At 58.9% G+C, this 26335-nt stretch carries 20 protein-coding genes; 10 read left to right on the top strand and 10 right to left on the bottom strand.

Going from position 1 to position 26335, the window contains the following annotated elements:
- Window positions 1–13: 13 nt before the first annotated feature.
- On the bottom strand, window positions 14–1195 hold the full coding sequence (locus AT6N2_RS11575) for a Gfo/Idh/MocA family protein (protein WP_209086948.1): 1182 nt from the start codon (window positions 1193–1195) through the stop codon (window positions 14–16).
- A gap of 441 nt (window positions 1196–1636) precedes the next feature.
- Here AT6N2_RS11575 and AT6N2_RS11570 point away from each other — a divergent pair, with 441 nt between their 5' ends.
- The 4 genes from AT6N2_RS11570 to AT6N2_RS11555 are packed head-to-tail and all read left to right on the top strand — an operon-like array spanning window position 1637 to window position 5531.
- Complete coding sequence (locus AT6N2_RS11570) at window positions 1637–2389, top strand: GntR family transcriptional regulator (RefSeq protein WP_003504923.1); 753 nt, start codon at window positions 1637–1639, stop codon at window positions 2387–2389.
- Between the two features lie 26 nt (window positions 2390–2415).
- Entirely contained in the window at window positions 2416–3438 is a 1023-nt protein-coding gene (locus AT6N2_RS11565) for an SIS domain-containing protein (RefSeq protein ID WP_209086946.1), read from the top strand.
- Window positions 3435–4601 (top strand): N-acetylglucosamine-6-phosphate deacetylase, encoded by a 1167-nt coding sequence (gene nagA / locus AT6N2_RS11560; protein WP_209086944.1) that lies wholly within the window; start codon window positions 3435–3437, stop codon window positions 4599–4601. Before AT6N2_RS11565 ends, nagA begins: the two co-directional genes overlap by 4 nt.
- A 3-nt stretch (window positions 4602–4604) precedes the next feature.
- The gene (locus tag AT6N2_RS11555) at window positions 4605–5531 is read left to right on the top strand and encodes an ROK family protein (RefSeq protein WP_209086942.1); all 927 of its coding nucleotides are present in this window, start codon (window positions 4605–4607) and stop codon (window positions 5529–5531) included.
- 24 nt (window positions 5532–5555) lie between these two features.
- Here AT6N2_RS11555 and AT6N2_RS11550 read toward each other — a convergent pair whose 3' ends face one another.
- Window positions 5556–6812 (bottom strand): FAD-dependent oxidoreductase, encoded by a 1257-nt coding sequence (locus tag AT6N2_RS11550; protein WP_209089665.1) that lies wholly within the window; start codon window positions 6810–6812, stop codon window positions 5556–5558.
- Between the two features lie 26 nt (window positions 6813–6838).
- Window positions 6839–7540, bottom strand: a complete 702-nt coding sequence (locus tag AT6N2_RS11545; RefSeq protein WP_209086940.1) for a phosphatase PAP2 family protein — start codon at window positions 7538–7540, stop codon at window positions 6839–6841.
- A gap of 127 nt (window positions 7541–7667) precedes the next feature.
- Between AT6N2_RS11545 and dxr the strand changes: the two genes are divergently transcribed.
- The gene (dxr, locus tag AT6N2_RS11540) at window positions 7668–8861 is read left to right on the top strand and encodes a 1-deoxy-D-xylulose-5-phosphate reductoisomerase (protein ID WP_209086938.1); all 1194 of its coding nucleotides are present in this window, start codon (window positions 7668–7670) and stop codon (window positions 8859–8861) included.
- Window positions 8862–8896: 35 nt separating this feature from the next.
- Here dxr and hemA read toward each other — a convergent pair whose 3' ends face one another.
- On the bottom strand, window positions 8897–10114 hold the full coding sequence (hemA, locus tag AT6N2_RS11535) for a 5-aminolevulinate synthase (protein ID WP_209086936.1): 1218 nt from the start codon (window positions 10112–10114) through the stop codon (window positions 8897–8899).
- A 368-nt stretch (window positions 10115–10482) separates the two neighbouring features.
- Here hemA and AT6N2_RS11530 point away from each other — a divergent pair, with 368 nt between their 5' ends.
- From AT6N2_RS11530 to AT6N2_RS11510, 5 genes are all read left to right on the top strand, one after another.
- Window positions 10483–10734 carry a YMGG-like glycine zipper-containing protein gene (locus tag AT6N2_RS11530; RefSeq protein WP_004443753.1) on the top strand — a complete coding sequence of 84 codons (252 nt, stop codon included), beginning with the start codon at window positions 10483–10485 and terminating at the stop codon, window positions 10732–10734.
- A gap of 175 nt (window positions 10735–10909) precedes the next feature.
- Window positions 10910–12835: an autotransporter assembly complex protein TamA gene (locus AT6N2_RS11525; protein ID WP_209086934.1), complete on the top strand. Its 1926-nt coding sequence runs from the start codon at window positions 10910–10912 to the stop codon at window positions 12833–12835.
- A 45-nt stretch (window positions 12836–12880) separates the two neighbouring features.
- Window positions 12881–17041: a translocation/assembly module TamB domain-containing protein gene (locus AT6N2_RS11520; RefSeq protein WP_209086932.1), complete on the top strand. Its 4161-nt coding sequence runs from the start codon at window positions 12881–12883 to the stop codon at window positions 17039–17041.
- Window positions 17042–17302: 261 nt separating this feature from the next.
- Window positions 17303–17779: a chemotaxis protein CheW gene (locus AT6N2_RS11515; protein ID WP_003504949.1), complete on the top strand. Its 477-nt coding sequence runs from the start codon at window positions 17303–17305 to the stop codon at window positions 17777–17779.
- A gap of 328 nt (window positions 17780–18107) precedes the next feature.
- Entirely contained in the window at window positions 18108–19883 is a 1776-nt protein-coding gene (locus AT6N2_RS11510; RefSeq protein ID WP_233282439.1) for a methyl-accepting chemotaxis protein, read from the top strand.
- A gap of 128 nt (window positions 19884–20011) precedes the next feature.
- On the opposite strand, the gene fdhD is transcribed toward AT6N2_RS11510, so the two are convergent.
- The 6 genes from fdhD to AT6N2_RS11480 form a co-directional block, all read right to left on the bottom strand.
- Window positions 20012–20776, bottom strand: a complete 765-nt coding sequence (gene fdhD / locus AT6N2_RS11505) for a formate dehydrogenase accessory sulfurtransferase FdhD (RefSeq protein WP_233282438.1) — start codon at window positions 20774–20776, stop codon at window positions 20012–20014.
- A gap of 309 nt (window positions 20777–21085) precedes the next feature.
- Window positions 21086–21496 carry a F0F1 ATP synthase subunit epsilon gene (locus AT6N2_RS11500; protein ID WP_004443766.1) on the bottom strand — a complete coding sequence of 137 codons (411 nt, stop codon included), beginning with the start codon at window positions 21494–21496 and terminating at the stop codon, window positions 21086–21088.
- A 129-nt stretch (window positions 21497–21625) separates the two neighbouring features.
- Complete coding sequence (atpD, locus tag AT6N2_RS11495) at window positions 21626–23080, bottom strand: F0F1 ATP synthase subunit beta (protein ID WP_063948353.1); 1455 nt, start codon at window positions 23078–23080, stop codon at window positions 21626–21628.
- A 23-nt stretch (window positions 23081–23103) separates the two neighbouring features.
- Complete coding sequence (locus tag AT6N2_RS11490; RefSeq protein WP_063948352.1) at window positions 23104–23982, bottom strand: F0F1 ATP synthase subunit gamma; 879 nt, start codon at window positions 23980–23982, stop codon at window positions 23104–23106.
- A gap of 31 nt (window positions 23983–24013) precedes the next feature.
- Window positions 24014–25543, bottom strand: a complete 1530-nt coding sequence (gene atpA, locus AT6N2_RS11485) for a F0F1 ATP synthase subunit alpha (protein WP_063948351.1) — start codon at window positions 25541–25543, stop codon at window positions 24014–24016.
- Window positions 25543–26109, bottom strand: coding sequence for a F0F1 ATP synthase subunit delta (locus tag AT6N2_RS11480; RefSeq protein ID WP_172801591.1), 567 nt, complete (start codon window positions 26107–26109; stop codon window positions 25543–25545). The genes atpA and AT6N2_RS11480 overlap by 1 nt, the downstream gene beginning before the upstream one ends.
- Window positions 26110–26335 lie beyond the last annotated feature (226 nt).

Here is a 26335-nt window from a genome sequence, read left to right as displayed (position 1 = left end):
CGCGCAGTCCCCCTCAAGCCGATTTCACGGCGGGGGAGTGCAGCTGACCGTGCAGCGCCAGATCATATGCCTCCCACACCGGTTTGAGATCGACTACCTTGCGGCCATGGCGCGCCTCATCCATGGCCAACGCCAGAATGCCGGCCTCGATCGCATCCAGAGCGGAAACCGGTAAGGGCGCTCCCTTGACGACATGGGCGATGACGTCCTCGGCCATCTGCTCGTCCGCACCATAATGCTGTGAGAGCGTTGTCGCCGCCGAATAGGTCTTGGCGACCGTCTTCTCGTTGGTGCGGGCATTGTGCACGTTGAGGAAACCGCGCACGAAATCACCTTCAGCCATACCCTTGGCGCCGATCACGCAGAAGCGGCGGAAATCGTCGGGAACGTTGAGATTGGTGTGGAAGGCCAACGATGCGCCATTTTCATATTCGACGATCGCAGTCTGGTAATCAATGATATCGCCATCGCTGTCGAACACCTTGTCGGATCCCATCCAGCCGCTCGGCTTGCGATGGTAGACTTCCATGTCGTTGATGCCGTCATTCTGGGGCGCATTGGCCGGCGTGAAGCTCTTGCGGCCACCGAAGCTCGAGACGAAACGCGGCCGCGCACCGACCACGCCGTTATAGAGATCGAGATCGTGGCAGCATTTTTCCAGCATGAACGAGCCCGAATAGTGCTCGTAACGCCGCCAGTCGCGCATGAAAAAGGCGCCATGGTAGGGAGGAATATGTTCGGATGCCTCGATGGAGACGACATCGCCAAGCTTGCCTTCGGCCTGCGCGGCGCGCAGATCGCGGTAAAGCGGCGAATATCGCAGGACAAGGCCGACCAGCAGCCGCTCATGGCCGTGCTTGTTGAGCAGCCGGGCGAGTTCGAGACTTTCCTCGATGCTGACGACGATGGGTTTTTCGGAGAATATGGTGCAGCCGGCCTCAAGACCGATCCTGATATGGTCCAGATGCATGTGGTTCGGCGAGCCGATCATCAGGAGATCGAATTTCTCGTTTTCGATCAAGGCTTCAGGTCTGTCGTAAGCCTTGCCGACCGAGATGCCCTTCTCCTGCAAGCCAGGAAGACCAGCCGGGGCGGGATCGACATAGCCAACGATCTCGAAATCCTTGTCGATCTCATGAAAAACGTAGCCCAGATACCCAAGACGGAATCCGAGTCCGATTATTCCCACCTTCATGAACTTTGTTCCCTGCTCACTCGTAAATAATTTTCGCAGAAGCAACCATTTCTACGTCGGTTGTTCACTTATCTGCGACAATCTCCAACCATGATGAAATTAGTTTTCAAAACGGTCAAGCAAAATTCGGCTCACTCTGGCAAGTCACGGACAAGAAACCGATTCTTCCAGGCCAGCGGGATGCGCAACAGCTATCCACCGGCAACCGATGCCAAAACAATACCAAAAAAATGCCAATCGTCTAGAGCAATTACAGCAATAGGAAAATTTTTTTGGTTAATGCGGAAATTTCGACCAATAGGCCTGAAATTGAGGCAAAAACCCGAAAAATGCTCCCATCAGTAATACATGTTCGATAATGGTTCTATTTTGGTATTGCCCATCGGCCATCGTGTGGTATAGCCAGAGGCAGCCACATCGGGATTGTGACAGAGGTTATGGATGAACGGGGCAGCGCTAAATCTGGACGACCTGCAATCAGGCGGCGGCCCGCTTTACCTGAAGCTGCGCCAGACGATTGAAGACGCCATCAATGGGGGCCGCCTGAAACATGGCGACGCGCTACCGCCGGAACGCGACATTGCAGAAAGCGCGTGCGTTAGCCGCGTGACCGTGCGCAAGGCAGTGGACGACCTCGTCCGCGATGGCCTTCTCGTCCGCCGCCACGGTTCCGGTACGTTTGTTGTCAAGCCCATCACCCGCATGCAGCAGCCCCTGACCAAGCTTACCTCCTTTACCGAGGACATGCGAAGGCGCGGCATGACGGCAAGCACCCGCTGGCTGGACAGGGGCTTGTTCCACCCGACCGGCGACGAAATGATGGCGCTCGGTCTTTCCCAGTCAGCCATGGTGGCGCGTCTCACGCGTTTGCGACTTGCCAACGACCAACCGATTGCGCTCGAAGTCACCAGCCTGCCGGGCGACATTTTGCCGGATCCGCAACTGGTCGAAAATTCGCTCTATCTCGAACTTGAGAAAAGCGGCATCCGCCCGGTGCGCGCCATCCAGCGCATCTCTGCCCGCAACCTCACCGATGAAGAAACCCTGCTGCTGGGTGTCCCCCCTGGCTCGGCGGCGCTCTCGGTGCAGCGCATGGCCTATCTGGAAAGCGGACGCCTCATGGAAATATCCCGCGCGCTGTACCGCAGCGATGCCTATGACCTCGTCGCCGAGCTGACAATGGGGCCTGAATGACAAACACCGATCGAGGATACGACACAATGACAACCCTGATGCGCCAGGAAATCAACGAGATTCCCGATGCAGTCGCACGCCTGCTTGATAATGCCAGTGCGGACTTCCAGGAGGCCGGCGCCAAGCTGAAGGCGCGTGATCCGGCTGTTATCGTCACCATCGCGCGTGGCTCGTCGGACCACGCCGCGCATTTCCTGAAATATGCCATCGAGTTGCAGACCGGGTTACCGGTCGCTTCGCTCGGCCCTTCACTCGCATCCATCTACCAGACGCAGCTGCGGCTGGAGCGGGCGGCAGCTTTTGCCGTTTCGCAATCCGGTAAGAGCCCTGACATCGTCGCTCTCACGCAAAGCGCCCGCAAGGGTGGCGCGCTCACCTTTTCGCTTGTCAACACCCTTCCCTCGCCCCTCGGCGACGCGGCCGATCACGCCATCAACATTCAGGCAGGCCCGGAAAAGGCCGTCGCGGCGACCAAGTCCTTCGTTAACTCCATCGTCGCGGGCCTCGCAATCCTTGCCGCGTGGACAGAAGACGAACAGCTTGCCGAAGCCGTCGGTGCCCTTCCCCAGAATTTCGCATCGGCCGTGGCGCTGGACTGGAGCCAGATCGGCGAGGCAGTCAAAGGTGAGGAATCGCTTTATATGCTGGGCCGTGGACCAGCTCTCGCTATCGCCGCGGAAGCCGCGCTGAAATGCAAGGAAACCTGCGAACTGCACGCCGAGGCCTACTCCTCCGCGGAGGTCATGCATGGCCCGGTGTCGCTCGTTGCACCGAAATTCCCCATTATCGCTTTTGCAGCCCGTGACCGCGCCGAGACCTCCGTCACGGAAATCGCTTCGGGTCTTGCGGGCAAGGGCGCGAGCGTTTTTGTCACCTCCGCCAAGGGTAGCCCAGCGAAATCCCTGCCTTTCGTGGAAACAAACCATCCGCTGACAGACGCCCTGTTGCTGATCGCGCCGTTCTACGGCTTTATCGAGCAATTGTCGCGCGCCCGCGGCTTCAACCCGGATGCGCCCGTGGCATTGAAGAAGGTAACGGAAACCCAATGAGCAGCAGCAAGGCATTTGTCGGCGCCCGCATTTTCGATGGCGCCACATGGCATGACGGCGAGGTTCTCGTCATCGGCAACGGCGAGGTTGCGACACTATCGAGTGGGGCGCCTGCGGATGCTGAGGTCATCGCGGCCGAGGGACTGCTCATCGCCCCGGGCTTCATCGACCTTCAGGTCAATGGCGGCGGCGGGGTGATGTTTAATAATGAGCCCAACGTTGACGGCATTGCCCGCATCTGCGCCGCCCACGCCAAATTTGGCACCACCGCGCTGATGGTCACCCTCATCACCGACCGGCCGGATATCACAGCCAAGGCCGCTGGAGCAGGCGTCGCCGCTCATAAAGCGGGTGTTCCCGGCTTTCTCGGGTTGCATTTCGAAGGGCCGCACCTGTCTATCGCCCGCAAGGGCACCCATGATCCGGCGCTGATCCGGAAGATGGAACCGGCCGATCTTGACGTTCTGGCCGCCTGCAGGGCGCAGCTTCCCCTCGTGTTGACGACAATCGCTCCGGAGAACGTCACTGAGGAGCAGGTGACGGCCCTGCAAAAAGCTGGCGTCATCGTCAGCCTTGGCCATAGCGATGTCGGCTTCGCCGTCGCGATGGCCTATGCCGAGGCCGGCGCATCCATGGTAACCCATCTCTTCAACGCCATGAGCCCTCTCGGCCATCGCGAGCCAGGCGTGGTTGGCGCTGCCCTTTCGAACGGCCGGCTGGATTGTGGACTGATCGCCGACGGTTTTCATGTCGATCCGGCGGCGATGGGTATCGCGCTACGCGCCAAGAATGGTCCGGGCCGCATCTTCCTCGTTACCGATGCGATGTCGACGATCGGCACGGATGATGACGGCTTTGAACTGAATGGCAGACGCGTTTACCGCAACGGCGGCCGGCTGACCCTTGAGGATGGTACGCTGGCGGGAGCAGATATCGATATGCTCTCCTGCGTCCGCTTCATGCACGAAAAATTGGGAACGCCACTTGAGGAAGCGCTGAGAATGGCCTCCGCCTATCCCGCCGCAGCCATCGGCGTATCGCATAAGGGGAAACTTATGCCCGGTTTCGATGCCGATTTCGTCATGCTGACATCAGACCTTCAGATGCATTCCACATGGATAGCGGGCGAAAAAATCTTTGACGCCGCACGGACCGGAGCCTGACTCATGATCGTCTGTTTCGACATCGGTGGAACGACCATCAAGGGGGCAGTGGCCTATGCTCCTGACGATATCCGCCCTGTACCACGCATCCCGACGCCAAAGACAAGTTTCGAAGATTTCGCCGCCGGCCTGAAATCCGTCATCGATCAAAGCGGCGGCGAGCCCGGCTGCGTGTCGCTGTCGATTGCCGGCGTCATCGATCCCGACACCGGCAAGGCAACCGTCGCCAATATCCCAAGCATCCACGGCCGCGCTCTGCAAGACGAGCTCGAAAAAGCGCTGGGTCTGCCCGTCATCGTATCGAACGACGCGGATTGTTTCGTGATCGCCGAATCCGAAATCGGTTCCGGTCGCGGTCATCGCGTGGTCTTCGGCGTCATCCTCGGAACCGGTGTCGGAGGTGGCCTCGTCATCGATGGTAAGCTTATCAACAGCGATGGCGGCTTCGCCGGAGAATGGGGCCACGGCCCTGTGGCGGCGACGCTCGCCGGAAACCCGCCGGTCTGCCTGCCGCGCTTCGAATGCGGCTGTGGCCTTGTCGGCTGTATCGACGCCATCGGTAGCGCTCGCGGCATGGAAAAACTGCACGCGCACCTTCACCAAAAAGAGATGAGCAGCGAGGCCATTATTGCCGCGTGGCAGGGGGGCGATACGGGGGCTGCCAGAACCATCGACATCCTCGTCGATATTCTCGCCTCGCCCCTGGCAATGGTGATCAACGTGACCGGCGCAACCATCGTCCCGGTCGGCGGTGGACTTTCAAATTCCAGGGAGCTGATTACTGCGCTCGATGTTGCCGTCAGAACCCGCATCCTCAGGCGCTTTGATCGCCCCCTGGTCGTGCCCGCCATATGCCGCATCGAACCTGGGCTGATCGGTTCAGCGGTCATCGGCCTGAAATATGCTAACGAGGTCGCGGTTCCGGCCTAGCATCCGAAGATGCTCCGGGCGAGATCAGATCGTGTGGATCGTTTCCCGGCGAAAGCCCAGTCCGACCAATCGGCCGGTGAGGTGCGCCAGAAACGGAAATCGCATGATCGCCAGCACAAAGGCCGGCGGCCCTTTCTTTTTTTCCGCGTCATCGACCTGCTTGTTTTTGCGACCGACACGCATCATCCGCTGGAGAAACTGCGTTGCCTTGGTGGGAAAGGATCGCCGGTTTTCGATTGCGGCGAGATCGTCGTCTGAAACACCGCGACCGGAAAGAACTGCCGGTACAAGCACATTCGCTGCCGCGACGGCGTCCTGAACCGCGAGATTGACGCCAACGCCGCCGACGGGCGACATCGCATGGGCCGCATCGCCGATGCAGATCAGGCCGGGTTTCCACCAGCGCTTCAGCCGATCGATACGGACGGTCAGAAGATAAATGTCATCCCAGCTTTTAAGCTCATCCAGCCTTTCTCGGGGAAAGGGGCAGATTTCGGCCACCCTACGCCTGAAAGCTTCGATGCCTTCAAGCTTTATGTCAGCGAAAAACCCTTTCCGCACGACATAACCGCATTGCCAGTAATCACCACGGTCGATCATGACGAAACCCTGTCGCGGACCGGCATGCCCCATGGTTTCCTTGGGATCGCCGGGCTGTTTCGAGAGCCGCATCCACAACACCTCGGTCGGAACACCGAAGCGCTGGACCTCCAGGCCTGCGGCCTCACGGACGACGGAACTGCGGCCATCAGCCCCCACCACAAGATCGGCCTCGATCTCTATCTCTCCCTGCGGCGTATCGATCCTGATACCGCCGACCTTTCCGCCGCGCTCAACAAGGCCCGTCACCGGCGCATTCATCAGCAATCTGAAATTTTCGTATTGCCCGGCTTTCCCCACGAGGAAATTGAGAAAATCCCATTGCGGCATGAAGGCAATGAAGCGATGTCGGACCGGAAGGCGGGAAAAGTCGGCAATCGTCACGCGCTCGCCGCCAATGACCGCATGAAGCGCCGGTGCACGCGTATGCGGAAGGCTCAGAAACTCATCGATGAAACCGAGTTGCTCGATCAGATCGAGCGTGGAGGGGTGGATGGTGTCGCCACGAAAATCACGCAGAAAATCCCCGTGTTTTTCAACCACGACGACGTCGATCCCGCTCCGCGCCAGCAGCAGGCCGAGCATCACGCCCGCCGGTCCGCCGCCGGCGATGGCAATGGTGGTGCGGATATGCTGGGCGGCCCCGCTATCGTCTCCCAGAGCGCTCTTCACGGTGTCCATGACTTCTCTACCCCCACGCATCGTCTTCACCGCGGATCGGCGGAGGGAAGGCTCACATTTTTCGGTTGCGGCCAGCCCTGCGCATCGAACTTAAACAGCATCTGCGACCGCGCGAAGATAAAGGCGAAGGCCATTGCCGTCCACGTCCCGAGAAACAATCCGGCGGCGACATCGCTCGGATAATGGGCGCCGACGATGACGCGCGAAATCCCGATGACGAGGGCAAGCAGCAGGAATACCCAGCGGAAGCGTGGCATCAGCATGGCGAAGGCGCCGAAGAAGGCCCCCGCCGCCGTCGAATGTCCTGACGGGAAGCTTTCGTAAAGATTGTCGCCGGTGAAAGGTGTGAGACTATAGGCACCCATTTCCAGAAAAAGCTCAGGCCGCGCCCGCCCGATCAGGAATTTCAGCGTGTGGACGAGAATACTTGCTGTTCCGATCGTCAGGAAAAAATAGGAAAGAAGCCGCCACGCCGTTCGCAGGCGCCCGCCATAGGTCCGCGCTTGCAGGACACGCGCGGCAATATAGGTGAGAATGGCTAGCGCCCCAGTGGAATAGAGCATCCAGCGGAACGTTCCGAAGTCCGTGATGGCGCGGTTGAAAGAGACGATTTTACCCGGCAGGGCCTGCGCGGTTTCAGAAAGATGCGGATCAAAAGGAATGAAAACGAGAACCAGCAGAAGGCTTGCCGCAAAAATCCAGCCACTGGAAACCACGAAACGTCGCATCGATGTCCTCTTCTGTTTTCCTGCATATGGCTTTGTCGGCAACAAAAACAATAGCTGGGCTTTGTCCTTGTTATGGCAGGTTTTCGCGGGTAGAGCCTAATTTGCCAAATAAATAAACGGGCCAAAGATGACGAATGCCAGCAAATTGCCACGCAAGCTCACCATATTGGGTTCGACGGGCTCGATAGGCACCAACACGATTGATGTCGTTCGCCAGTTGGGAGGCCGAGAGGCGTTTGAGATCGCCGCCCTTACAGGTGCGGGAAACATCGCACTTCTGGCGGAACAGGCCGTAGAATTTGGTGCGCAGCTCGCGGTGACAGCCGAGGAAGAGAATTACCAAGCGCTGAAATCGGCGCTGGCCGGCACCGGCATAACGGTTGCAGCGGGCAAGGCAGGCCTCGAAGAGGCAGCCTCCATTGATGCCGGCTGGGTGATGGCGGCAATTGCCGGTACGCCCGGCCTCGCCCCGACGCTCACGGCGGCACGGCGCGGAGCGGACATTGCGCTTGCGAACAAGGAATGTCTGGTATCAGCCGGCGATATTTTCCTTCGAACCGTGAAGAAGGGTGGTGGCCGGCTGATCCCGGTCGACAGCGAGCATAGTGCGATCTTCCAATGCCTGACGGGCGACCATCAGCAGGCGGTGGAGCGCATCGTCCTGACAGCATCCGGTGGCCCTTTCCGCACCTGGTCTCGCGATGAGATGGCGAATGTCACGGCCGATGTCGCCCGCGCCCACCCCAACTGGTCGATGGGCCTCAAAGTTTCCATCGGCAGCGCCTCGATGTTCAACAAGGGGCTGGAAATGATCGAAGCGAAATATCTCTTCGATCTCCGGCCCGAGCAGGTGGAGGTGATCGTCCATCCACAGTCGATCATTCATTCGATGGTGGGCTACACGGACGGTTCCTATATCGCCCAACTCGGCGCGCCGGACATGCGCACCGCCATTTCCTATGCCCTCACCTTTCCGCAGCGTGGCAATCTGAATGTCGAGAGACTGGATTTCGCAAAGCTGGCGCGGCTGGATTTCGAAGCGCCGGATGAAGTGCGATTCCCGGCGATCCGCCTTGCCCGCACTGCACTGGAGCGCGGCGGCCTGCAGGGTGCGGCCCTGAATGCCGCCGAGGAAACCGCATTTCATGCCTTCGTTGAGGGAAGCATTGGCTTCCTTGACATGGCCGAGATCGTTGAAACGGTCATGGACCACCTGCATGACGGCCGATCCGCGACAACGATCGACGATGTTTTCGCGACGGACGAGGAAGCCCGCCGCCATGCGCTTGCAATCATCGCCGCAAAAGAAAAGGCCGCGTGAACGCGGCCCGAAAGTCTTCGATCCAGAAACCGGCCTTACGCCACGGCACGCGCCAGCGCGCAGTGCGACCAAAGCTGGTGCAGTGCGCCCACCAGGTTTTCGATATCCGCATCGCTATGCAGCGGGGTCGGGGTGATACGCAGGCGCTCGGTCTTGCGCGGAACGGTCGGGTAGTTGATCGGCTGCACATAAACACCGTGGCTATCGAGCAGGATATCCGAAATCCATTTGCACTTGGCAGCATCGCCAACCATGACCGGCACGATGTGGCTGGGATTGTCCATATGCGGAATACCGCGAGCGTCGAGAAGCCCGCGCAGCTTGCGCACGCGGTCCTGATGCCGGGCCCGCTCGAAAGGGCTCGCCTTCAGGTGCTGGATCGAAGCAATCGCGCCGGCGGCGAGCGACGGCGGCAGTGCCGTCGTGAAGATGAAACCGGAAGCGAAGGAGCGGACGAAATCGCAGACCGCGGCGGAGCCGGTAATGTACCCGCCCATGACGCCGAAGGCCTTGCCGAGCGTTCCCTCGATGATCGTCAGGCGATCCATCAGGCCTTCGCGCTCGGCAATGCCGCCGCCGCGCGGGCCGTACATGCCCACAGCGTGGACTTCGTCGAGATAGGTCATGGCGCCATAACGATCGGCGAGATCGCAGATTTCCCTGATCGGCGCGATATCGCCGTCCATGGAGTAAACGGATTCGAAAGCGATCAGCTTCGGCGCGTTCGGATCAGCGGCTTGGAGCTTGGCCTCGAGGTCCTCCAGATCATTGTGCTTCCAGATCACCCGCTCACAACGGCCATACCGGATGCCCTCGATCATCGAGGCATGGTTGAGCGCGTCCGAAAAGATGATCAGGCCAGGTATCTTCTGGCCGAGCGTGCCGAGGGTGGCCCAGTTCGAAACATAACCCGAGGTGAAGATCAGCGCCGATTCCTTGCCATGGAGGTCAGCAAGCTCGCGCTCCAGCAGGACGTGATAGTGGTTGGTGCCAGAAATATTCCGGGTGCCTCCCGCACCCGCGCCACAGTGATCAATGGCGGCTTTCATGGCTTCGATGACTTTCGGGTTCTGGCCCATGCCGAGGTAGTCGTTGGAGCACCAGACGGTAACGTCCTTCCGCTCACCATCGGCGTTGTAGCGTGTCGCGCGGGGAAAGTTGCCCTGCTGCCGCTCTATATCCGCAAAAACGCGATAACGTCCCTCAGAATGCAGGCTTTGCAGTTCCGTCGTGAAAAATGCCTCGAAGTCCATGCCATGCTCCAGAATTGACCAGATCGTTCTCTGCCTCGTTGCCGGGACCGTCAACCCTTGCGGGTCATTTTAGCCGCCACTGCGTCAATTCGCCGTTGTTTTGAACCATTCCAATAAACCGTTTATAGCCGCTCATGAAAAGCGCAAAATTGATTCACATCAAAAAAGCGGATTTTTGGAACCTTTTTTGCGCCGCGCCGTTGTTTGGGGCACAATCGATTTACGCTCGGAGGAATGCCTTGGTGGAGGCTTCCCTAAACGACATCGAATTGTTAGTTATCTGTGGCGGTCGGAGGTAGCAGTCGCCGCAGATAAATATGGGACGCCTACCGAGCCAAAGAGCTCATTGTAACGTTGGAGAGAGTTTCATGAAAAAGGCAATCATATTTGCGCTGGTCGGCCTGTCGCTCGCAAGCTGCACGCAGACTGAAAAGGGTGCTTCGATTGGTGCCGTTTCCGGCGCTGTCATCGGTGGCGCGGTCACTGGTAACGTTCGTGGTGCGGCTGTTGGCGCAGCGATCGGTGGCGTCGGTGGTGCTCTGATCGGCAACGCTTCCGAGCCTGGCTATTGCTATTATCGCGACCAGTACGGCCAGCGTTACACGGCACGTTGCCGCTAATCGCTTCGCGAATAACAGTTGCACAGAAGCCCCGGTCACCCGGGGCTTTTTGCGTTATTGGCTGCAAAACAGCTGCCCAAGGGTCCTCAAAGCCGTTTATTTATGATTAAATTGCAACGTTAACGGACAGGAAACGGGTTAGGGCGACAATAAAGCCTCAACCATAAAGCAGCTTATGCGAAGAACACGAACTAACCCGAAGACAGGTATTGCGTATCGGAAAGCTGGCACCGCTCTTGCGGTCGCTTTCACGTTCGTCCTGTATCCAGCGTTTGCGCGTGATGCCTTTGCCTTCAAGCTCTTCGGCGTCCGCCTCTGGGGTTCCGAGGAACCGGAGGTCGAGGTCATCAATCCCGTCGCGTTTTCCGTCACCCTGAATGCCCCGGACGCCGATGCATCCTTAAAGGAAAGCCTGGAAAACAGCTCTCTTCTTCTGTCAGACAAGGACAAGCCAGCCTCCGGCGACCTCGGCCTTTTGATAAAGGCGAGGGACGACCGGGACAGGCTGATCGCGTCGCTCTACGAAAACGCCCGTTACGGCGGCCTCGTGAACGTGACGGTCGCCGGCAAAAATGTCGATGACCTGCCGCCCAACCCTGTATTCGATCATCGTGCGCCCGTTCCCGTTGTCATAACCGTAACGGCGGGCCCGAAATTCACGCTTGGGAACGTGCGCCTGGAAGGCGATGTTACGGGCCGCAATCTCGAAGAATATGGCCTCGTCACCGGTGGTGATGCCGGATCGCTCGCGATCATCCGCGCCGGCAACAAGCTCATCGACGACCTGAAAGCCGAAGGCCGGCCACTTGCCAAGTTGACGAAACGCGAAGCGGTGGCCAACCACGCGACGAACACGGTCGATATCACCATGGCGGCCGAAGGTGGCCCGGTAGCACCGCTCGGCACCGTTACCGTGACCGGCGAAAAGACCGTCGACGGCGATTTCATCCGCCGTTATTCCCGCCTCAATGGGGGCGAGCCATATTCGCCTGAGAAGCTGCGAAAGGCTGCGGACCGTTTGCGTCAGCTTGGCGTCTTTTCCAGTCTGACGATCAAGGAAGCGGGAACCCTCGCGCGCGACGGCACCATTCCGCTGACAATCGAAGTGTCCGAAGGCAAACACCGCTATTTTGGCGCTGGCGCGCAATATTCCACCACGGAAGGCATCGGGCTTCAGGGATACTGGGGCCACCGAAACCTGTTCGGCCAGGCGGAATCACTGCGCATCGAAGGATCCGTTTCCCGCATCGCCGAAGCATCAAGCGTCGACGGCATGGATTATTCGGCTGGCATTACCTTCACCAAGCCCGGCATGTTCAACCCGCGTACCACCTTCAAGACGAGCCTGATCGCCAAGACCGAGCACCCCGACACCTATGACGCAAAGACCGTGACGGGCACGGCCGGCTTTGCCTATGAACTGAACGATACCGATACGGCCGCAGCCGGCCTCGAGGTCCAATGGGCGGATACGGAAGATGCCTTCGGCAAGAACCAGTATCTGACGACATCCATACCTCTGGAGTTCGTGCGCGACGCGCGTGACGACAAGCTGAATCCAACCGAGGGTTTTCGTGCATCGGTCGCCGCGAAGCCGAGCTACGAGGCACTCAACGGCACGTTCTTCTCCTCCTTCGAAGGCTCGATCACAGGCTACAAGGGCCTCGGCGCCGAAGACCGGCTGATCATGGCGGGAAAACTTGCCGGCGGCGTGCTGGTTGGCGGTAGCGATCTGCAGGACATTCCCACCACCAGACGCTTTTATGCTGGCGGCGGCGGCTCCGTCCGCGGCTATAGCTACCAGGAAATATCACCCTATAATGCCGCTGGCGACGCAACCGGCGGCCGCTCGTATGTCGTGGGCTCCGTTGAAGCCCGCATCAAGGTCACCGATACGATTGGCATCGTGCCTTTCATCGATGCGGGCGTTGTTTCAGACGAGGTAACCCCGGATTTTTCCGATATCCGGGCTGGTGCCGGTATCGGTTTGCGTTACGCGACACCGTTCGGGCCTCTGCGTCTCGATGTCGCCATGCCGCTTGAAAAATATGATGGCGGTAACAGTTTCGGCATTTATGCGGGCATTGGCCAGTCATTTTAAAAGCCGCAGTCGAACACCCTTACAATAGAGTGTAGTTTACTTTTGATGAGAACTTTGATTCGATTGCTGAAATGGTTGGGCTACGCTGCGCTCTGCGGCGTCGCGCTGGTCGTGCTTGCGGTTTTATTCATCGGCTTTACCCCGATGGGGGCGAGAATCGCAGCAAAACAGATTTCGTCGCTCATCTCGACGCCGGATCAGATGATCGCACTCTCGACACCGAGCGGTCTTCTGACAGGGCGACTGCGGCTCGACAATGTCACGCTCTCGGACCGGCAGGGCCCCTATGCCCGCATCAACGAGATCGCCGTCGACTGGTCGCCGCTTTCGCTGCTGGCCGGAACCTTCCATGCCGACCGGGTGTCGGCCGGATCGATCAATGTTGAGCGCAAACCGCTGCCATCGGAGCAGAATAACAGCAGCAAGAGTTCCAGCAGTTCATCGTTGCCCATCGAGATCACGGTCGATAGTTTCAGCTTCCCGGAGATCAGCCTCGGCGAACCGCTTCTCGGTCGCGCCTTCGATCTCTCCGCGGAAGGCAATCTCAAGGCTGCCCCGGATGACATGCGCCTTTCGCTTGCCGCACACAGACGAAATGCCGTCGATGCGGAAGTCAACGCCGACATCGCCTTCCTGCCGAACGAAAATGTCCTGAAGCTGAAGGCAGAGATGAAGGAGCCGGAAGGCGGCCTCCTCGCAACGCTGCTGTCGCTGCCGGGCACGCCCTCCGTGGCGCTGGACCTGAACGGCGACGGCCCTCTTTCCAGCTGGACGGGTACGCTGCGCGGCAGTGTCGCCGGCAACGCCGTCGTCAACGTGACCGGCCGCCACCTCCTCGGAGATGACGGCACGCGGCGGATCGAGATTGCCGGCGGCGGTCAGCCGGATATGCTTCTGCCTCCCGCCTTCCGCCTGCTTTTTGCTGGCGAGACGAAGCTCGATGCAAATGCAACGCTTTTTCCACAGGGGCGCATCGAAATCGGCAGCAGCACCCTTGAAACCGGCACCCTGCTGTTGACGGCATCAGGCTCTGTCGATCCGAACGGTCAGAACGATCTTGCCGCGAACCTTATCGGCACTGCCGGCCCTGTGGATTTCCGCTGGCCGCTCGAGAATGGCGAAGTCCAGGCGCTGATTAACGGCCTCGATCTCTCTCTCAAGGGAAACGCTGACGCCGCGCATCTCAACACGACCGCTTCCTTGCGGAGCTTATCCCTGCCGCAGGGCAGGCTCGACGATGTCAAGCTGACAGCCCAGAGCGCCGATCTCAACATCGCCAACCGTAGCGGCACGATTGCAACCGTTCTGTCCATTGCGCAGTCGTCCTTCGTGAGTGCGGATATCGACCGGCTCGTGCGCGCTCCCCTCACCATAAAGGCGCCACTTGGCCTCACCTCCTCGGCCGTCAGCTTCAGTGGTGCAACGCTTGAGAGTGCAAGCGTCGGCGGCACGCTGAATGGCAGTTTTGATTTTGCCGGTAACCGCCTCACCTCCAGCGTTCAATTCTTCGCATTGCCTGCGACGCTTCCTCCAGCGCTCGCGGAAAAATTCGACAGCACCATCGCCCTTCAGGGTGATGTCGACGTGACGATCGGCGGGCGCACCAGTGTCGAGAACCTGGCTATCAAGTCCGGAACGATCGAGGCGGAAGGTAATGTCAGTCTCGAAAATGATGCGCTGAGCGCCAACCTCAAGGGCAAATTCCCGGCGCTGGAAAAGCTGACGCCCCAGGCGAAGGGTGTCGCCGATTTCACCATCGAAGCGAGCGGCGCGCTCGCCGCCCCTGACTTCAATGTGAGCCTGACGTCCGAAAGTGCGCTGCTTGCGGGACGGCGGCTAGAGGCCCTGACCGTCAACGCCTCCGGCAAGGCTGACCCGGCGGCGCCCCAGGCCAAGCTGACGGCGAGCGGAAGTCTTGACCGGCAGAAGATCGACGCCAATGCCAATGTGGTGCAGACCGAAAAAGGCACGGCAATACCGGAACTCAATATCACCGTTGGCCGTAACGTCCTGAACGGAAAGCTGGAATTTTCGCAGCAATTCCTGCCGACGGGCAATCTTTCCTTTAATTTTCCCGATCTTTCCCTGCTGGCGGCCCTCGCGGCCCAGCAGGCGGATGGCGACATCGCCGGCGATATCGCGCTAAGCAACACCGACGGCAAGATCGCCGCAACGATCAAGGCTAACGGCGGCAGCATTCGCCAGGGCACGACAACGATTTCAAAACTGGCCGCCGATATCGCCATCGACGACCTCAAGGCGCTCGCCATCAATGGCAGGATCAGTGCCGACAGCATCAATGCCGGTGCCGCCGCAATATCCGGCCTGAGCGCCACCATCGGTCATTCCGGCACGACGACGCAATTTGATGTCAACGGCCGCTATGACAATGCGCCGCTGGTGGTGAAAGGCAGTGCCGAAACCGGCGGATCGCCGATGACGGTCCGGCTCGACGCTTTCTCGGCGGCGCCGAGGGGCATTCCGGTGCGTCTGGACAAACCCAGCACCATCGCTATTCAGAACGGCACTACCCGAATTTCCGGTTTGACCATCGTGACCGGCGACGGACGCATCGAGGTCAGCGGAACGGCTGGATCCACGCTCGACATCAACGCCGAGATCCGTTCGCTGCCGGCCAGCCTCGCCAATGCCTTCGCCACCGGCCTGGATGCAGCAGGCAGCATTTCCGGCACCGTCAGCGCCAAGGGCGCAGCGTCCAACCCCTCCGTCGATTATAATCTGAACTGGGCCAATGCGGAGGTCGCGCAGACCCGCGCTGCAGGGCTTGCTGCGCTCGGCATCAAGGCCAATGGTCGTTTTACTGGCGGAAACCTTCAGATCGACACCAACGTCTCAGGCCAGGGCGGCATGTTGCTCTCCGGCGGGGGCTCGCTCGGCATCGCTGGCAACCAACCGCTTTCTATGTCGTTTTCAGGCAGGTTGCCGTTCTCCGCCGTCGCAGCGCAGACCGCAGCGCAAGGGCTTGATGTCGACGGCACCGCAGCCATTGACGTGAAAATTTCCGGCAGTGCTTCGGCTCCTGTTGTGACCGGCACTATCACCACGGACGGTACGCGCCTGACCGACGTGCGCAGGAACCTCACCGTCAACGACCTTGGCGCGACCATCACTTTCGACCGCGACCGCGCCGTCATTTCCCGGTTGAGCGGCAGGCTCGCCGGTGGCGGAACGATCTCGGGAACGGGCAGCGTCGGCATATCAGGCGGCGGATTCCCGGCAGATATATCGATCAGGCTGGATCGTGCCGGTTACAATGACGGCACGCTGGTGACGACAGTGGTCAGCGGCACGCTGACGCTGAAGGGCCCGTTGCTGAATTCCCCTGTGCTTGGCGGTAATCTGACGCTGGACAGGAGTGCCATCACCATTCCGGAAAAACTTCCGGCCTCGCTGACGGAAATCGACGTCAAACACAAGAATGCGCCGCCAAAGGTGCGTGCACAGGCCAAGGCGCTTGGGGCTGATCAGGGTGGCAGCGGCAGTTCCTCGACGATCAATCTCGACTTGCAAGTGAACGCCCCGAGCGGAATCTTCGTTCGCGGACGTGGCATCGATGCAGAACTCACCGGCAACCTCACCATTCGCGGCACCGCTGCCGCTCCCGCCATTTCCGGCGGATTCGAAATGCGTCGCGGCCGGCTGGAAATCCTCACCCGTCGCCTGGATTTCACAACGGGCAATATCACCTTCGGTGGCGGGCTTGTTCCCGTTCTGGACATGAAGGCGGATTCGACGGTGGGATCGACAACCGTTACGGTGTCGGTGTCAGGCAATGCCAACGATCCAACCTTTGCCTTCTCTTCCGCCCCTGCCCTCCCGCAGGATGAAGTGATGGCACAGCTGATCTTCGGCCAGTCCATGTCGAAGCTATCGGCGCTGCAGATCGCGCGGCTGGCCGATGCCGCCGCTCAGCTGGCGGGCGGGCGCTCCACCTCCCTGTTCGATAAGCTCAGAAGTAATCTCGGTGTCGACGATCTCGATATTTCCACCGATTCCCAGGGACAGGCTCGCGTTTCCGCCGGCAAGTATCTCAATGAAAGAACCTATCTGGAACTGCAGCAGAGCGGCGATTCCGGTGCAAAGGCCATCATCAATCTTGATGTTGGCCGTGGTGTAAAACTGCGCGGGGAGGCCGGCGGCAACGGTGAAGGCGCGGCGGGCATTTTTTACGAGAAGGAATATTAGCCTTTCTAGTAAAACTGTGAAGCGGTTTTACGCAAGGACGCTGCGTAATATAAAAAAGGCTTTTTCCTGATCTGAAAAAGCGAAAAGTCTGCTTGACCGCTTCGCATTTAGGTTTGCGAAACCATCTCGTGCTACGACTCTGCCATTGAAGACGGAAATATTTTTTCCGGCTGTTCAGGCACCAGGCAGAACGCCAAATTCGCATTGCAAGTGTCGGTGCACTTGCGCCGGCCTCCACAGCGAGCATTGGGAAGAATTCTGATGGCAATGATTAACTCTACCAATTTTGGCGGTGAGACGCTCGAAATCATCGCATTCCGCCTGCATGATCAGGAATTCTGCGTGAAGACGACGACCATTCGCGAAATCCGCGGCTGGGCGCCTTCCACGCCCATTCCACACGCGCCGAAAGACGTCATCGGCGTCATGAACCTGCGTGGCTCGGTTATTCCGATCATCGATCTTGCACACAAGCTCGGCATGAAGAGCACCGTTGCCAACGAACGCAGTGCCATCGTGGTGGCAGAAGTGCACAACATGGTCATTGGCATGCTGGTAGACCGGGTGTCGGACATCCTGACGATCCCGGCAAACCAGGTTCAGCCGGTTCCGGAGATCTCGGCATCTTTCGATAAGTCTTATTCTGAAGGCATCATTGCCAACGAACACGGCATGATCTGCTTCCTGAACCTTGCGAAGATGTTCAAGGGCACAGAGGCAGAAGACCTCGCAGCATAAGCGCACCTTGCCCGCTGGCAGCATCAAGTGTGACGACTGACCAATCCAGACCGCCGGAGCCGCCGCCCGGCGGTTTAGTTTTATGCTGTCGAGGGCAATATTAAAATAAGAACATTTTAATATTATCGATATCTAATATTAAAAGCCATAGATCAGAACCGCGCCGACTTGTAATCGTAAACGGACGATACCTGACCCAGGGCCGACATAGAGAAGTGCCTGCATCGCCGCTTCGCGGCAAACCTGTTCGTTGTTCAACGTGATATGGCGTGGCGCACACCCGGGTGTGCAGCTTGCCGCGCCCTAGGCTGATTTTGGGGGACGTGTAATGCTGGGTTTAGGGAAAAGTGCCGACAATAAAAACATGCTCGACGCCATTTCGCGATCGCAGGCGGTTATTGAATTCGATCTTAAAGGAAACATCCTGACGGCGAATAAGAACTTCTGTGCGGCGCTCGGTTATGAGCTCACCGAGATCGTCGGCAAACACCATCGCATCTTCTGCGACAACACGCTTGCCACGTCGCGCGCCTACGACGAATTCTGGGCATCTCTCGCCCGCGGCGAGTTTCAGGCCAAAGAGTATCGCCGTGTCCGCAAGGACGGCGGCGTTATCTGGATCGAGGCCTCCTACAACCCGGTTTTCCGCTCCGGCAAACCATACAAGGTCATCAAGATCGCCACCGACATCACCGCCAAGAAGATCAAGGCGGTGGACGATGCCGGCAAGCTTGAGGCACTGTCCCGCTCGCAGGCAACCATCGAGTTTCTGCCCGACGGCACCATCATCACCGCCAATCCCAACTTCTGCGCAACGGTGAATTACGATCTGAAGGAAATCGAAGGCAGGCACCATCGGATGTTTTGCGACCCTGCCTATGCCGCCTCTACAGACTACGCGAATTTCTGGCCGCGTCTGGCAAGCGGAGAGTTCATTTCCGACGAATTTGTTCGTTACGGCAAGAACGGCAAGGAAATATGGATTCAGGCGGCTTACAATCCCGTTGTCGATGATGCCGGAAAGGTGGTGAAGGTGGTGAAATTCGCCACCGATGTCACGCCGCGCATGAGCGCCATCAGCGCTCTCGCTGGAGCGCTGCGATCACTCGCCGAGGGCGATCTTGTCCAGCGCCTCGACACCAGTTTCGTGCCAAGCATGGAGAAGCTCAGAGCCGACTTCAACGAAGTAGTCGGCAAATTGCAGGCCACGATGCAGACCATCGCTCACAATGCCTCGACAATCGCCTCAGGCTCCGGTGAAATCAGGATCGCCGCCGATCAGCTCTCCCAGCGGACCGAGCAACAGGCGGCGTCACTGGAAGAGACCGCTGCCGCCCTTGAAGAAATCACCACCACCGTTGCCGATGCCAGCCAGCGTGCTGGTGAAGCGGGTAAGCTGGTGCTGCGGACAAGGGAACATGCCGAACATTCCGGCGATGTCGTGCAGCAGGCCATATCCGCCATGGATGCGATTTCGCGCTCGTCAGGCGAGATCACCAATATCATCGGCGTCATCGATGACATTGCTTTCCAAACCAACCTGCTGGCATTGAACGCAGGCGTTGAAGCGGCCCGTGCCGGTGAAGCGGGCAAGGGCTTTGCGGTGGTCGCGCAGGAAGTCCGGGAGTTGGCGCAGCGCTCTGCTGTCGCCGCCAAGGAGATCAAGTCGCTGATCAACACATCCCGTCAGCAGGTTGCGAGCGGCGTCGATCTCGTCGGCAAGACGGGCGACGCGTTGCGCGATATTCAGTCGCAGATGGGAGAAATAGACGCCAACGTTTCGGCCATTGTTGAAGCATCACGCGAGCAGGCAAACGGGCTGAAGGAAATTAACCAGGCGGTCAACATCATGGATCAGGCGACCCAGAAAAACGCGGCCATGGTTGAAGAAACCACGGCCGCCAGCCACGGCCTCGCCAATGAGGCAGACAATCTCTACGAGCTGCTGCGACAGTTCAAGATTTCCCGCGAGGCTGCAGCGTCATCTCATCAGCCTCTCGACAGAAAGGCCGCCACTGTTACACGCCTGCAGGCCCCTCAGCAAACACGATTCGCTCCGGCAAAAACATATGGAAACGCGGCTGCGGAATGGGCCGAATTCTAAAATATTTGCAGCCGAAGCGTATTCGCTTCGGCGTCGAATAATGCGGTAAAAACAGAAAAGATCATTTTCGGTAATCGCGTGATCAGCGGAAATGCTCTGAAGTCACCGACCTGACCAACGCACGGATCTTAAAAAATCATCCGGTCTGGACGGGTGAAGATTTCAAAATCTTCACCCCGGACCAGCGCGACAAGAGTAATCCCGGCTCGTTCCGCGGTCTCAATCGCCAGTCCGGTGGGCGCAGAAATGGCGGCCACCACGGGGCAGCCCAGGAGTGCGGTTTTCTGGACCATTTCCACTGAGAGGCGGCTGGTGACCACCACAATCCCGCTCGCTGCGGAGATGCCCGCATTGACGACGGCGCCCGCCAGCTTGTCGAGCGCATTGTGACGCCCGACATCCTCACGCGCGGCCCGCAGGCCGCTTCCCGGCTGGTAAAAGCCAGCGCCATGAACCGCTCTCGTCTCACGGTTCAATGCTTGAGCGTCATTCAAGGCTCTCATGGCGGCGACGATGTGCTCACTTCCAACCGACATCGAGATACCGCTGACATCGGGCACGATGCGAACCGCCTGTTCGATCGACTCGATGCCGCAAAGACCGCAGCCAACGGGGCCAGCCATGTGCCGGCGGCGCGCGCGCAACGCATCCGCCTCCGCATCCATGAGATCCACCTGGACGTCGAATCCCTCTCCGGCTTCAACGACCTCGATGGCGTTGATATCGCCGCGCGCCGATATGATGCCCTCGGTCAGGCTAAAACCCACCGCGAAATCTTCCAGATCCGCCGGGCTCGCCATCATTACGGCGTGGGTGCTGCCACCATAAGAAAATGCGATCGGCACTTCCTCAGGGACCGCACGGTCGCCTTCGGCCAGAATGCCGTCGCGCATGGCGTTTCTCGAAACGACCCGAAAGCTTGTTTGTGCCGACACCGGGACACATCCTCCGTAAACATGAAGCGCCGCTTCATTCTGCGGTGGCAGCCACAGTGCCACCTGATCCTCGCTACAACATCTAACCCATAGTGCAGAAATTCGGAATCGATTTGGGAAGATTTACGCTGGTTCAATTTGTATCGGAATGATCCGGCCGCTGCCTCCCCAACTGCGCGGCGCTTGAAACAAAAAAGCGACCCTGAAGGCCGCTTTCTGCTTTATCTTTTTTGTGGGCAGTCATTCCGAAGAACCCGCCCGGTGCTTTCAAGCAGCAACGAGAACCTCATGCAGGTTCGTCAGTTCGTAAAGATGCTTCTCAAGCTTTGTCAGATGCTCGTGGTGATGATTGCCTTCTTCGATTTCCGCCTTAGCCGCGTCGATGCGCCGCTGCAGCGTGTCGGGAGACATATCATCGGCCGAAACGGCGGATTCGGCAAGAAGCGTGCAGCCCGTCGGAAGAATATCGGCGAAGCCACCGAAAACGACATATTTATGCGTTTCACCGGAGGCGAACTTCACGGTTACAAGACCCGGCTTGATCGTGGTCATCGTCGGCGCATGGTTGGCCAGAACGGTCATTTCACCCAGCGTAGCCGGGATGACGACTTCCGTAACCGTTTCGGAAACGAGCAGACGCTCCGGGGAAACGAGATCGAATTTGAAACTGTCAGCCATGGCTATTCACTTCTTTTCAATTACGCGGGCGTGACGGACTTGTCTGTTACAATGCCGACAAAGCCTTTTTGGTTTCGCCATCATTGCCGGCAAGGCGCGCGGTTAAACCACGCGCCCGCCAATTCATCATCAGGCAGCTTCGCCAGCCAGCTTCTTTGCCTTTTCGATGGCTTCTTCCATCGAACCGACCATGTAGAAGGCAGCTTCCGGCAGATTGTCATATTCGCCGTTGACCAGGCCCTTGAAGCCCTTGATCGTGTCTTCGAGAGCAACCAGCTTACCCGGAGAGCCGGTGAAGACTTCAGCGACGAAGAACGGCTGCGACAGGAAGCGCTCGATCTTGCGGGCGCGGGCAACCGTCAGCTTGTCTTCTTCCGACAGTTCATCCATGCCGAGGATGGCGATGATGTCCTGAAGGGACTTGTAGCGCTGCAGGGTCGACTGAACCTTACGAGCCACTTCATAGTGCTCTTCGCCGACGATCATCGGGTCCAGCATACGCGAGGTGGAGTCGAGCGGGTCAACAGCCGGGTAGATGCCCTTTTCAGCGATCGAGCGCGACAGAACCGTCGTTGCGTCCAGGTGGGCGAACGAGGTGGCCGGTGCCGGGTCGGTCAAGTCGTCGGCGGGAACGTAAATGGCCTGAACCGAGGTGATCGAGCCCTTGGTCGTCGTGGTGATGCGTTCCTGCATCTGACCCATGTCGGTTGCGAGCGTCGGCTGATAACCAACGGCCGAAGGAATACGACCGAGAAGAGCCGACACTTCCGAACCAGCCTGCGTGAAGCGGAAAATGTTGTCCACGAAGAACAGAACGTCCTGGCCTTCGTCACGGAAGTTCTCAGCGATCGTCAGACCGGTCAGAGCGACGCGAGCGCGAGCGCCCGGCGGTTCGTTCATCTGTCCGTAAACCAGCGCAGCCTTGGAGCCTTCGCCACCGCCGAGCTTGTTGACGTTCGATTCGATCATTTCGTGGTAAAGGTCGTTACCTTCACGGGTACGCTCACCAACGCCGGCGAATACGGAGTAACCACCGTGTGCCTTGGCAACGTTGTTGATGAGTTCCATGATGAGAACGGTCTTGCCAACGCCAGCGCCGCCGAACAGACCGATCTTACCGCCCTTGGCGTAAGGAGCCAGAAGGTCGACGACCTTGATGCCGGTGACGAGGATCTGTGCCTCGGTCGACTGTTCGACATAAGCAGGGGCGTCCTGGTGGATGGCGCGCTTGGAAGCGGTCACGATCGGACCAGCTTCGTCAACCGGCTCGCCGATGACGTTCATGATACGGCCGAGCGTTTCCGGACCAACCGGAACCGAGATCGGAGCGCCGGTGTTCGAAACGCTCTGACCGCGAACCAGACCTTCGGTCGAGTCCATGGCGATCGTGCGAACGACGTTTTCACCGAGGTGCTGCGCGACTTCCAGAACGAGGCGGTTGCCGTTGTTCTCGGTTTCGAGCGCGTTCAGGATCGGAGGCAGTTCGCCTTCGAACGCCACGTCGACAACAGCGCCGATAACCTGGGTAACCTTGCCCGCGCCGTTCACCGCTGCGGTTTTCTTGGGGGTAGCTGCCTTAGCCATTATCCTTACCCTCTTTCCTTACCTCAGAGCGCTTCCGCGCCCGAAATGATTTCAATGAGTTCCTTGGTGATCTGAGCCTGACGCTGACGGTTGTAGGACAGCGTCAGCTTGTTGATCATCTCACCGGCATTGCGCGTTGCATTATCCATCGCGCTCATCTTGGCGCCCATTTCACCGGCAACGTTTTCCAGCAGAGCCCGGAAAACCTGAACCGAAATGTTGCGCGGAATAAGGTCTTCCAGAATAGAAGCCGCATCCGGCTCATATTCGTAGACGGCGTTTTGCGTTGCGGCATCCTCTTCCACAACGGGCGTTGCGGCGGGAATGAGCTGCAGGCCGGTCGGGATCTGGCTGATGACGGACTTGAATTCCGAATAGATCAGCGTGCAGACATCGAACTCACCGGCGTTGAAGAGCGAAATCACCTTCTTGGCGATCTGGTCGGCGTTTTCAAAACCGACCTTCTTCACGTCGCGCAACTCGATACGCTCGATGATGTTGGCTGCAAATTCGCGACGCAGCGCGTCGTAACCCTTCTTGCCGACCGTGATGATCTTGACCGTCTTGCCTTCCGAAATCAGCTTGCGGGCGTGATCGCGGGCAAAACGGGCGATTTGCGAGTTGAAACCGCCGCAAAGGCCACGCTCAGCCGTGCAGACGACGAGCAGATGCACATCGTCCTTGCCGGTGCCGGTCATCAGCGCCGGAGCAACGTCCGCCTCAACCGCATTCGCGATATTGGCAAGAACGGCGCTCATGCGCTGCGAATAAGGCCGGGCGGCCTCCGCAGCTTCCTGGGCGCGCCGAAGCTTCGCCGCGGCGACCATTTTCATCGCCTTGGTAATCTTCTGCGTCGCCTTTACGGAGGCAATGCGGTTTTTCAGATCCTTTAGTGAAGGCATCCGTTATCCGTCCGAGTAAAAGAGCCCTGATTTAAGAGAAAGACTTGGCGAAATTATCAAGAGCGGCCTTGAGCTTGCCCTTGGTATCGTCGCTGATAGCCTTTTCCGTGCGGATGGTGTCGAGGATCGCCTTGCCTTCCGACCGGAGGTAGGAGAGCAGACCCTGCTCGAACTTGCCGACCTGTGCGACTGCAACCTTGTCGAGGTAACCGTTGACGCCGGCGAAGATCACCGCAACCTGCTCTTCCGTCTTGAGCGGCGAGAACTGCGGCTGCTTCAGAAGCTCGGTCAGGCGAGCACCGCGGTTCAGGAGGCGCTGCGTGGAAGCATCGAGGTCTGAACCGAACTGGGCAAAAGCGGCCATTTCGCGATACTGAGCAAGTTCACCCTTGATCGAGCCGGCAACCTGCTTCATCGCCTTGATCTGGGCGGCAGAGCCAACACGCGAAACCGACAGACCGACGTTAACAGCCGGGCGGATACCCTGATAGAACAGGTCGGTTTCGAGGAAGATCTGGCCGTCGGTGATCGAGATCACGTTGGTCGGAATGAACGCCGAAACGTCGTTACCCTGGGTTTCGATGACAGGCAGAGCCGTCAGCGAGCCAGCGCCCATTTCGTCGGAGAGCTTTGCAGCGCGCTCGAGAAGACGCGAGTGGAGGTAGAAAACGTCGCCTGGATAAGCTTCGCGGCCCGGAGGACGGCGCAGCAGCAGCGACATCTGACGATAAGCAACGGCCTGCTTGGAAAGGTCGTCGTAGCCGATGAGAGCGTGCTTGCCGTTGTCACGGAAGTACTCGCCCATGGCGCAACCGGCAAACGGAGCAAGGTACTGCATCGGAGCCGGATCGGAAGCGGTCGCAGCAACGATGATCGAATACTGCAGCGCGCCGCGCTCTTCCAGAACCTTCACGAACTGGGCAACGGTCGACCGCTTCTGGCCGATAGCGACGTAGACGCAATAAAGCTTGTCGCCGTCAGGACCATTGTCGTGAATGGCCTTCTGGTTCAGGATCGTGTCGAGAATGATCGCGGTCTTGCCGGTCTGGCGGTCGCCGATGACGAGCTCGCGCTGGCCACGGCCAACCGGGATGAGGGCGTCGATGGCCTTGAGGCCGGTCGACATCGGCTCATGAACCGACTTGCGGGGAATGATGCCGGGAGCCTTGACGTCAACGCGCGAACGCTTGGCGGCATTGATAGGGCCCTTGCCGTCGATCGGGTTGCCGAGCGCGTCAACGACGCGGCCGAGCAGTTCCGGGCCAACGGGGACGTCAACGATAGCGCCAGTCCGCTTTACGGTGTCGCCTTCCTTGATGTCACGGTCGGAACCGAAGATAACCACGCCGACATTGTCGGCTTCGAGGTTGAGCGCCATGCCGCGGATGCCGCCCGGAAACTCGACCATTTCACCAGCCTGAACATTGTCGAGACCGTAAACGCGAGCAATACCGTCACCGACGGAAAGCACCTGGCCGACTTCCGAGACTTCCGCCTCGTTGCCGAAATTTTTGATTTGATCTTTCAGAATTGCGGAAATTTCCGCGGCGCGGATATCCATCAGCCAACCTCTTTCAGTGCAAGCTTAAGGGTGGAAAGTTTGGTGCGAAGAGACGTATCGATCTGGCGGGAGCCGACCTTGACGATCAGACCACCGAGGATCGAGGGATCGACGGTAACGGAAACCGCCACATCCTTGCCGGTAACGCTCTTCAGCGCCGCCTTCAGTTCAGTTTCCTGCGCCTCGTCGAGCGCATGTGCCGAGGTAACCTCGGCGGTAATTTCGCCGCGGTGGGCGGCAGCAATGGTGCGGTAGGCGCGGATCATGCCGGGAACGGCAAAGAGACGGCGATTATTCGCAACGACCTTGAGGAAATTCAGCGCGAGACCATTGATGCCGGCCTTTTCGCAGATTGCGGTGATTGCCTTGAACTGGTCCTCGGCGGAAAATACCGGGCTCGCAACCAGACGCTTCAAATCATCGCTTTCGTCGAGAAGAGCGCCAAACTTGTCCAGTTCGGCCTGAACCGCTTCGACCGTACCCGCTTCCAAAGCAAGCTCGAAAAGCGACGACGCATACCTTTCCGCTACACCGGATGTTCCCTGGGAGGTCTCTGCCACGGGCACTTTTTCCCTGCTAATCGTCCAAGACCATCAGCGATGGGGCTCCACCGCATCAAATTCTTGAAATCGTTTCAATTTCCCCGAAAAAGACCGGAATTCCCCCCTGCCTTTTCCCAATTTCGCGGTCCGTCTAGCATAGGACGCCGGGACTCGCAACACGCGTAATAGCGGAAAGCGCCGTTTGGGCAAGGGGGAATGCGTTTTAATTTTCCGATTTCGCTCAGGATCA

The sequence above is a fragment of the Agrobacterium tumefaciens genome, from assembly GCF_017726655.1.
In the GTDB taxonomy this organism is placed as follows: Bacteria; Pseudomonadota; Alphaproteobacteria; order Rhizobiales; family Rhizobiaceae; genus Agrobacterium; species Agrobacterium tumefaciens_B.
The sequence above is the reverse complement of the archived record's forward strand: the minus strand, read 5'-3'. Positions and strand labels throughout refer to the sequence as shown.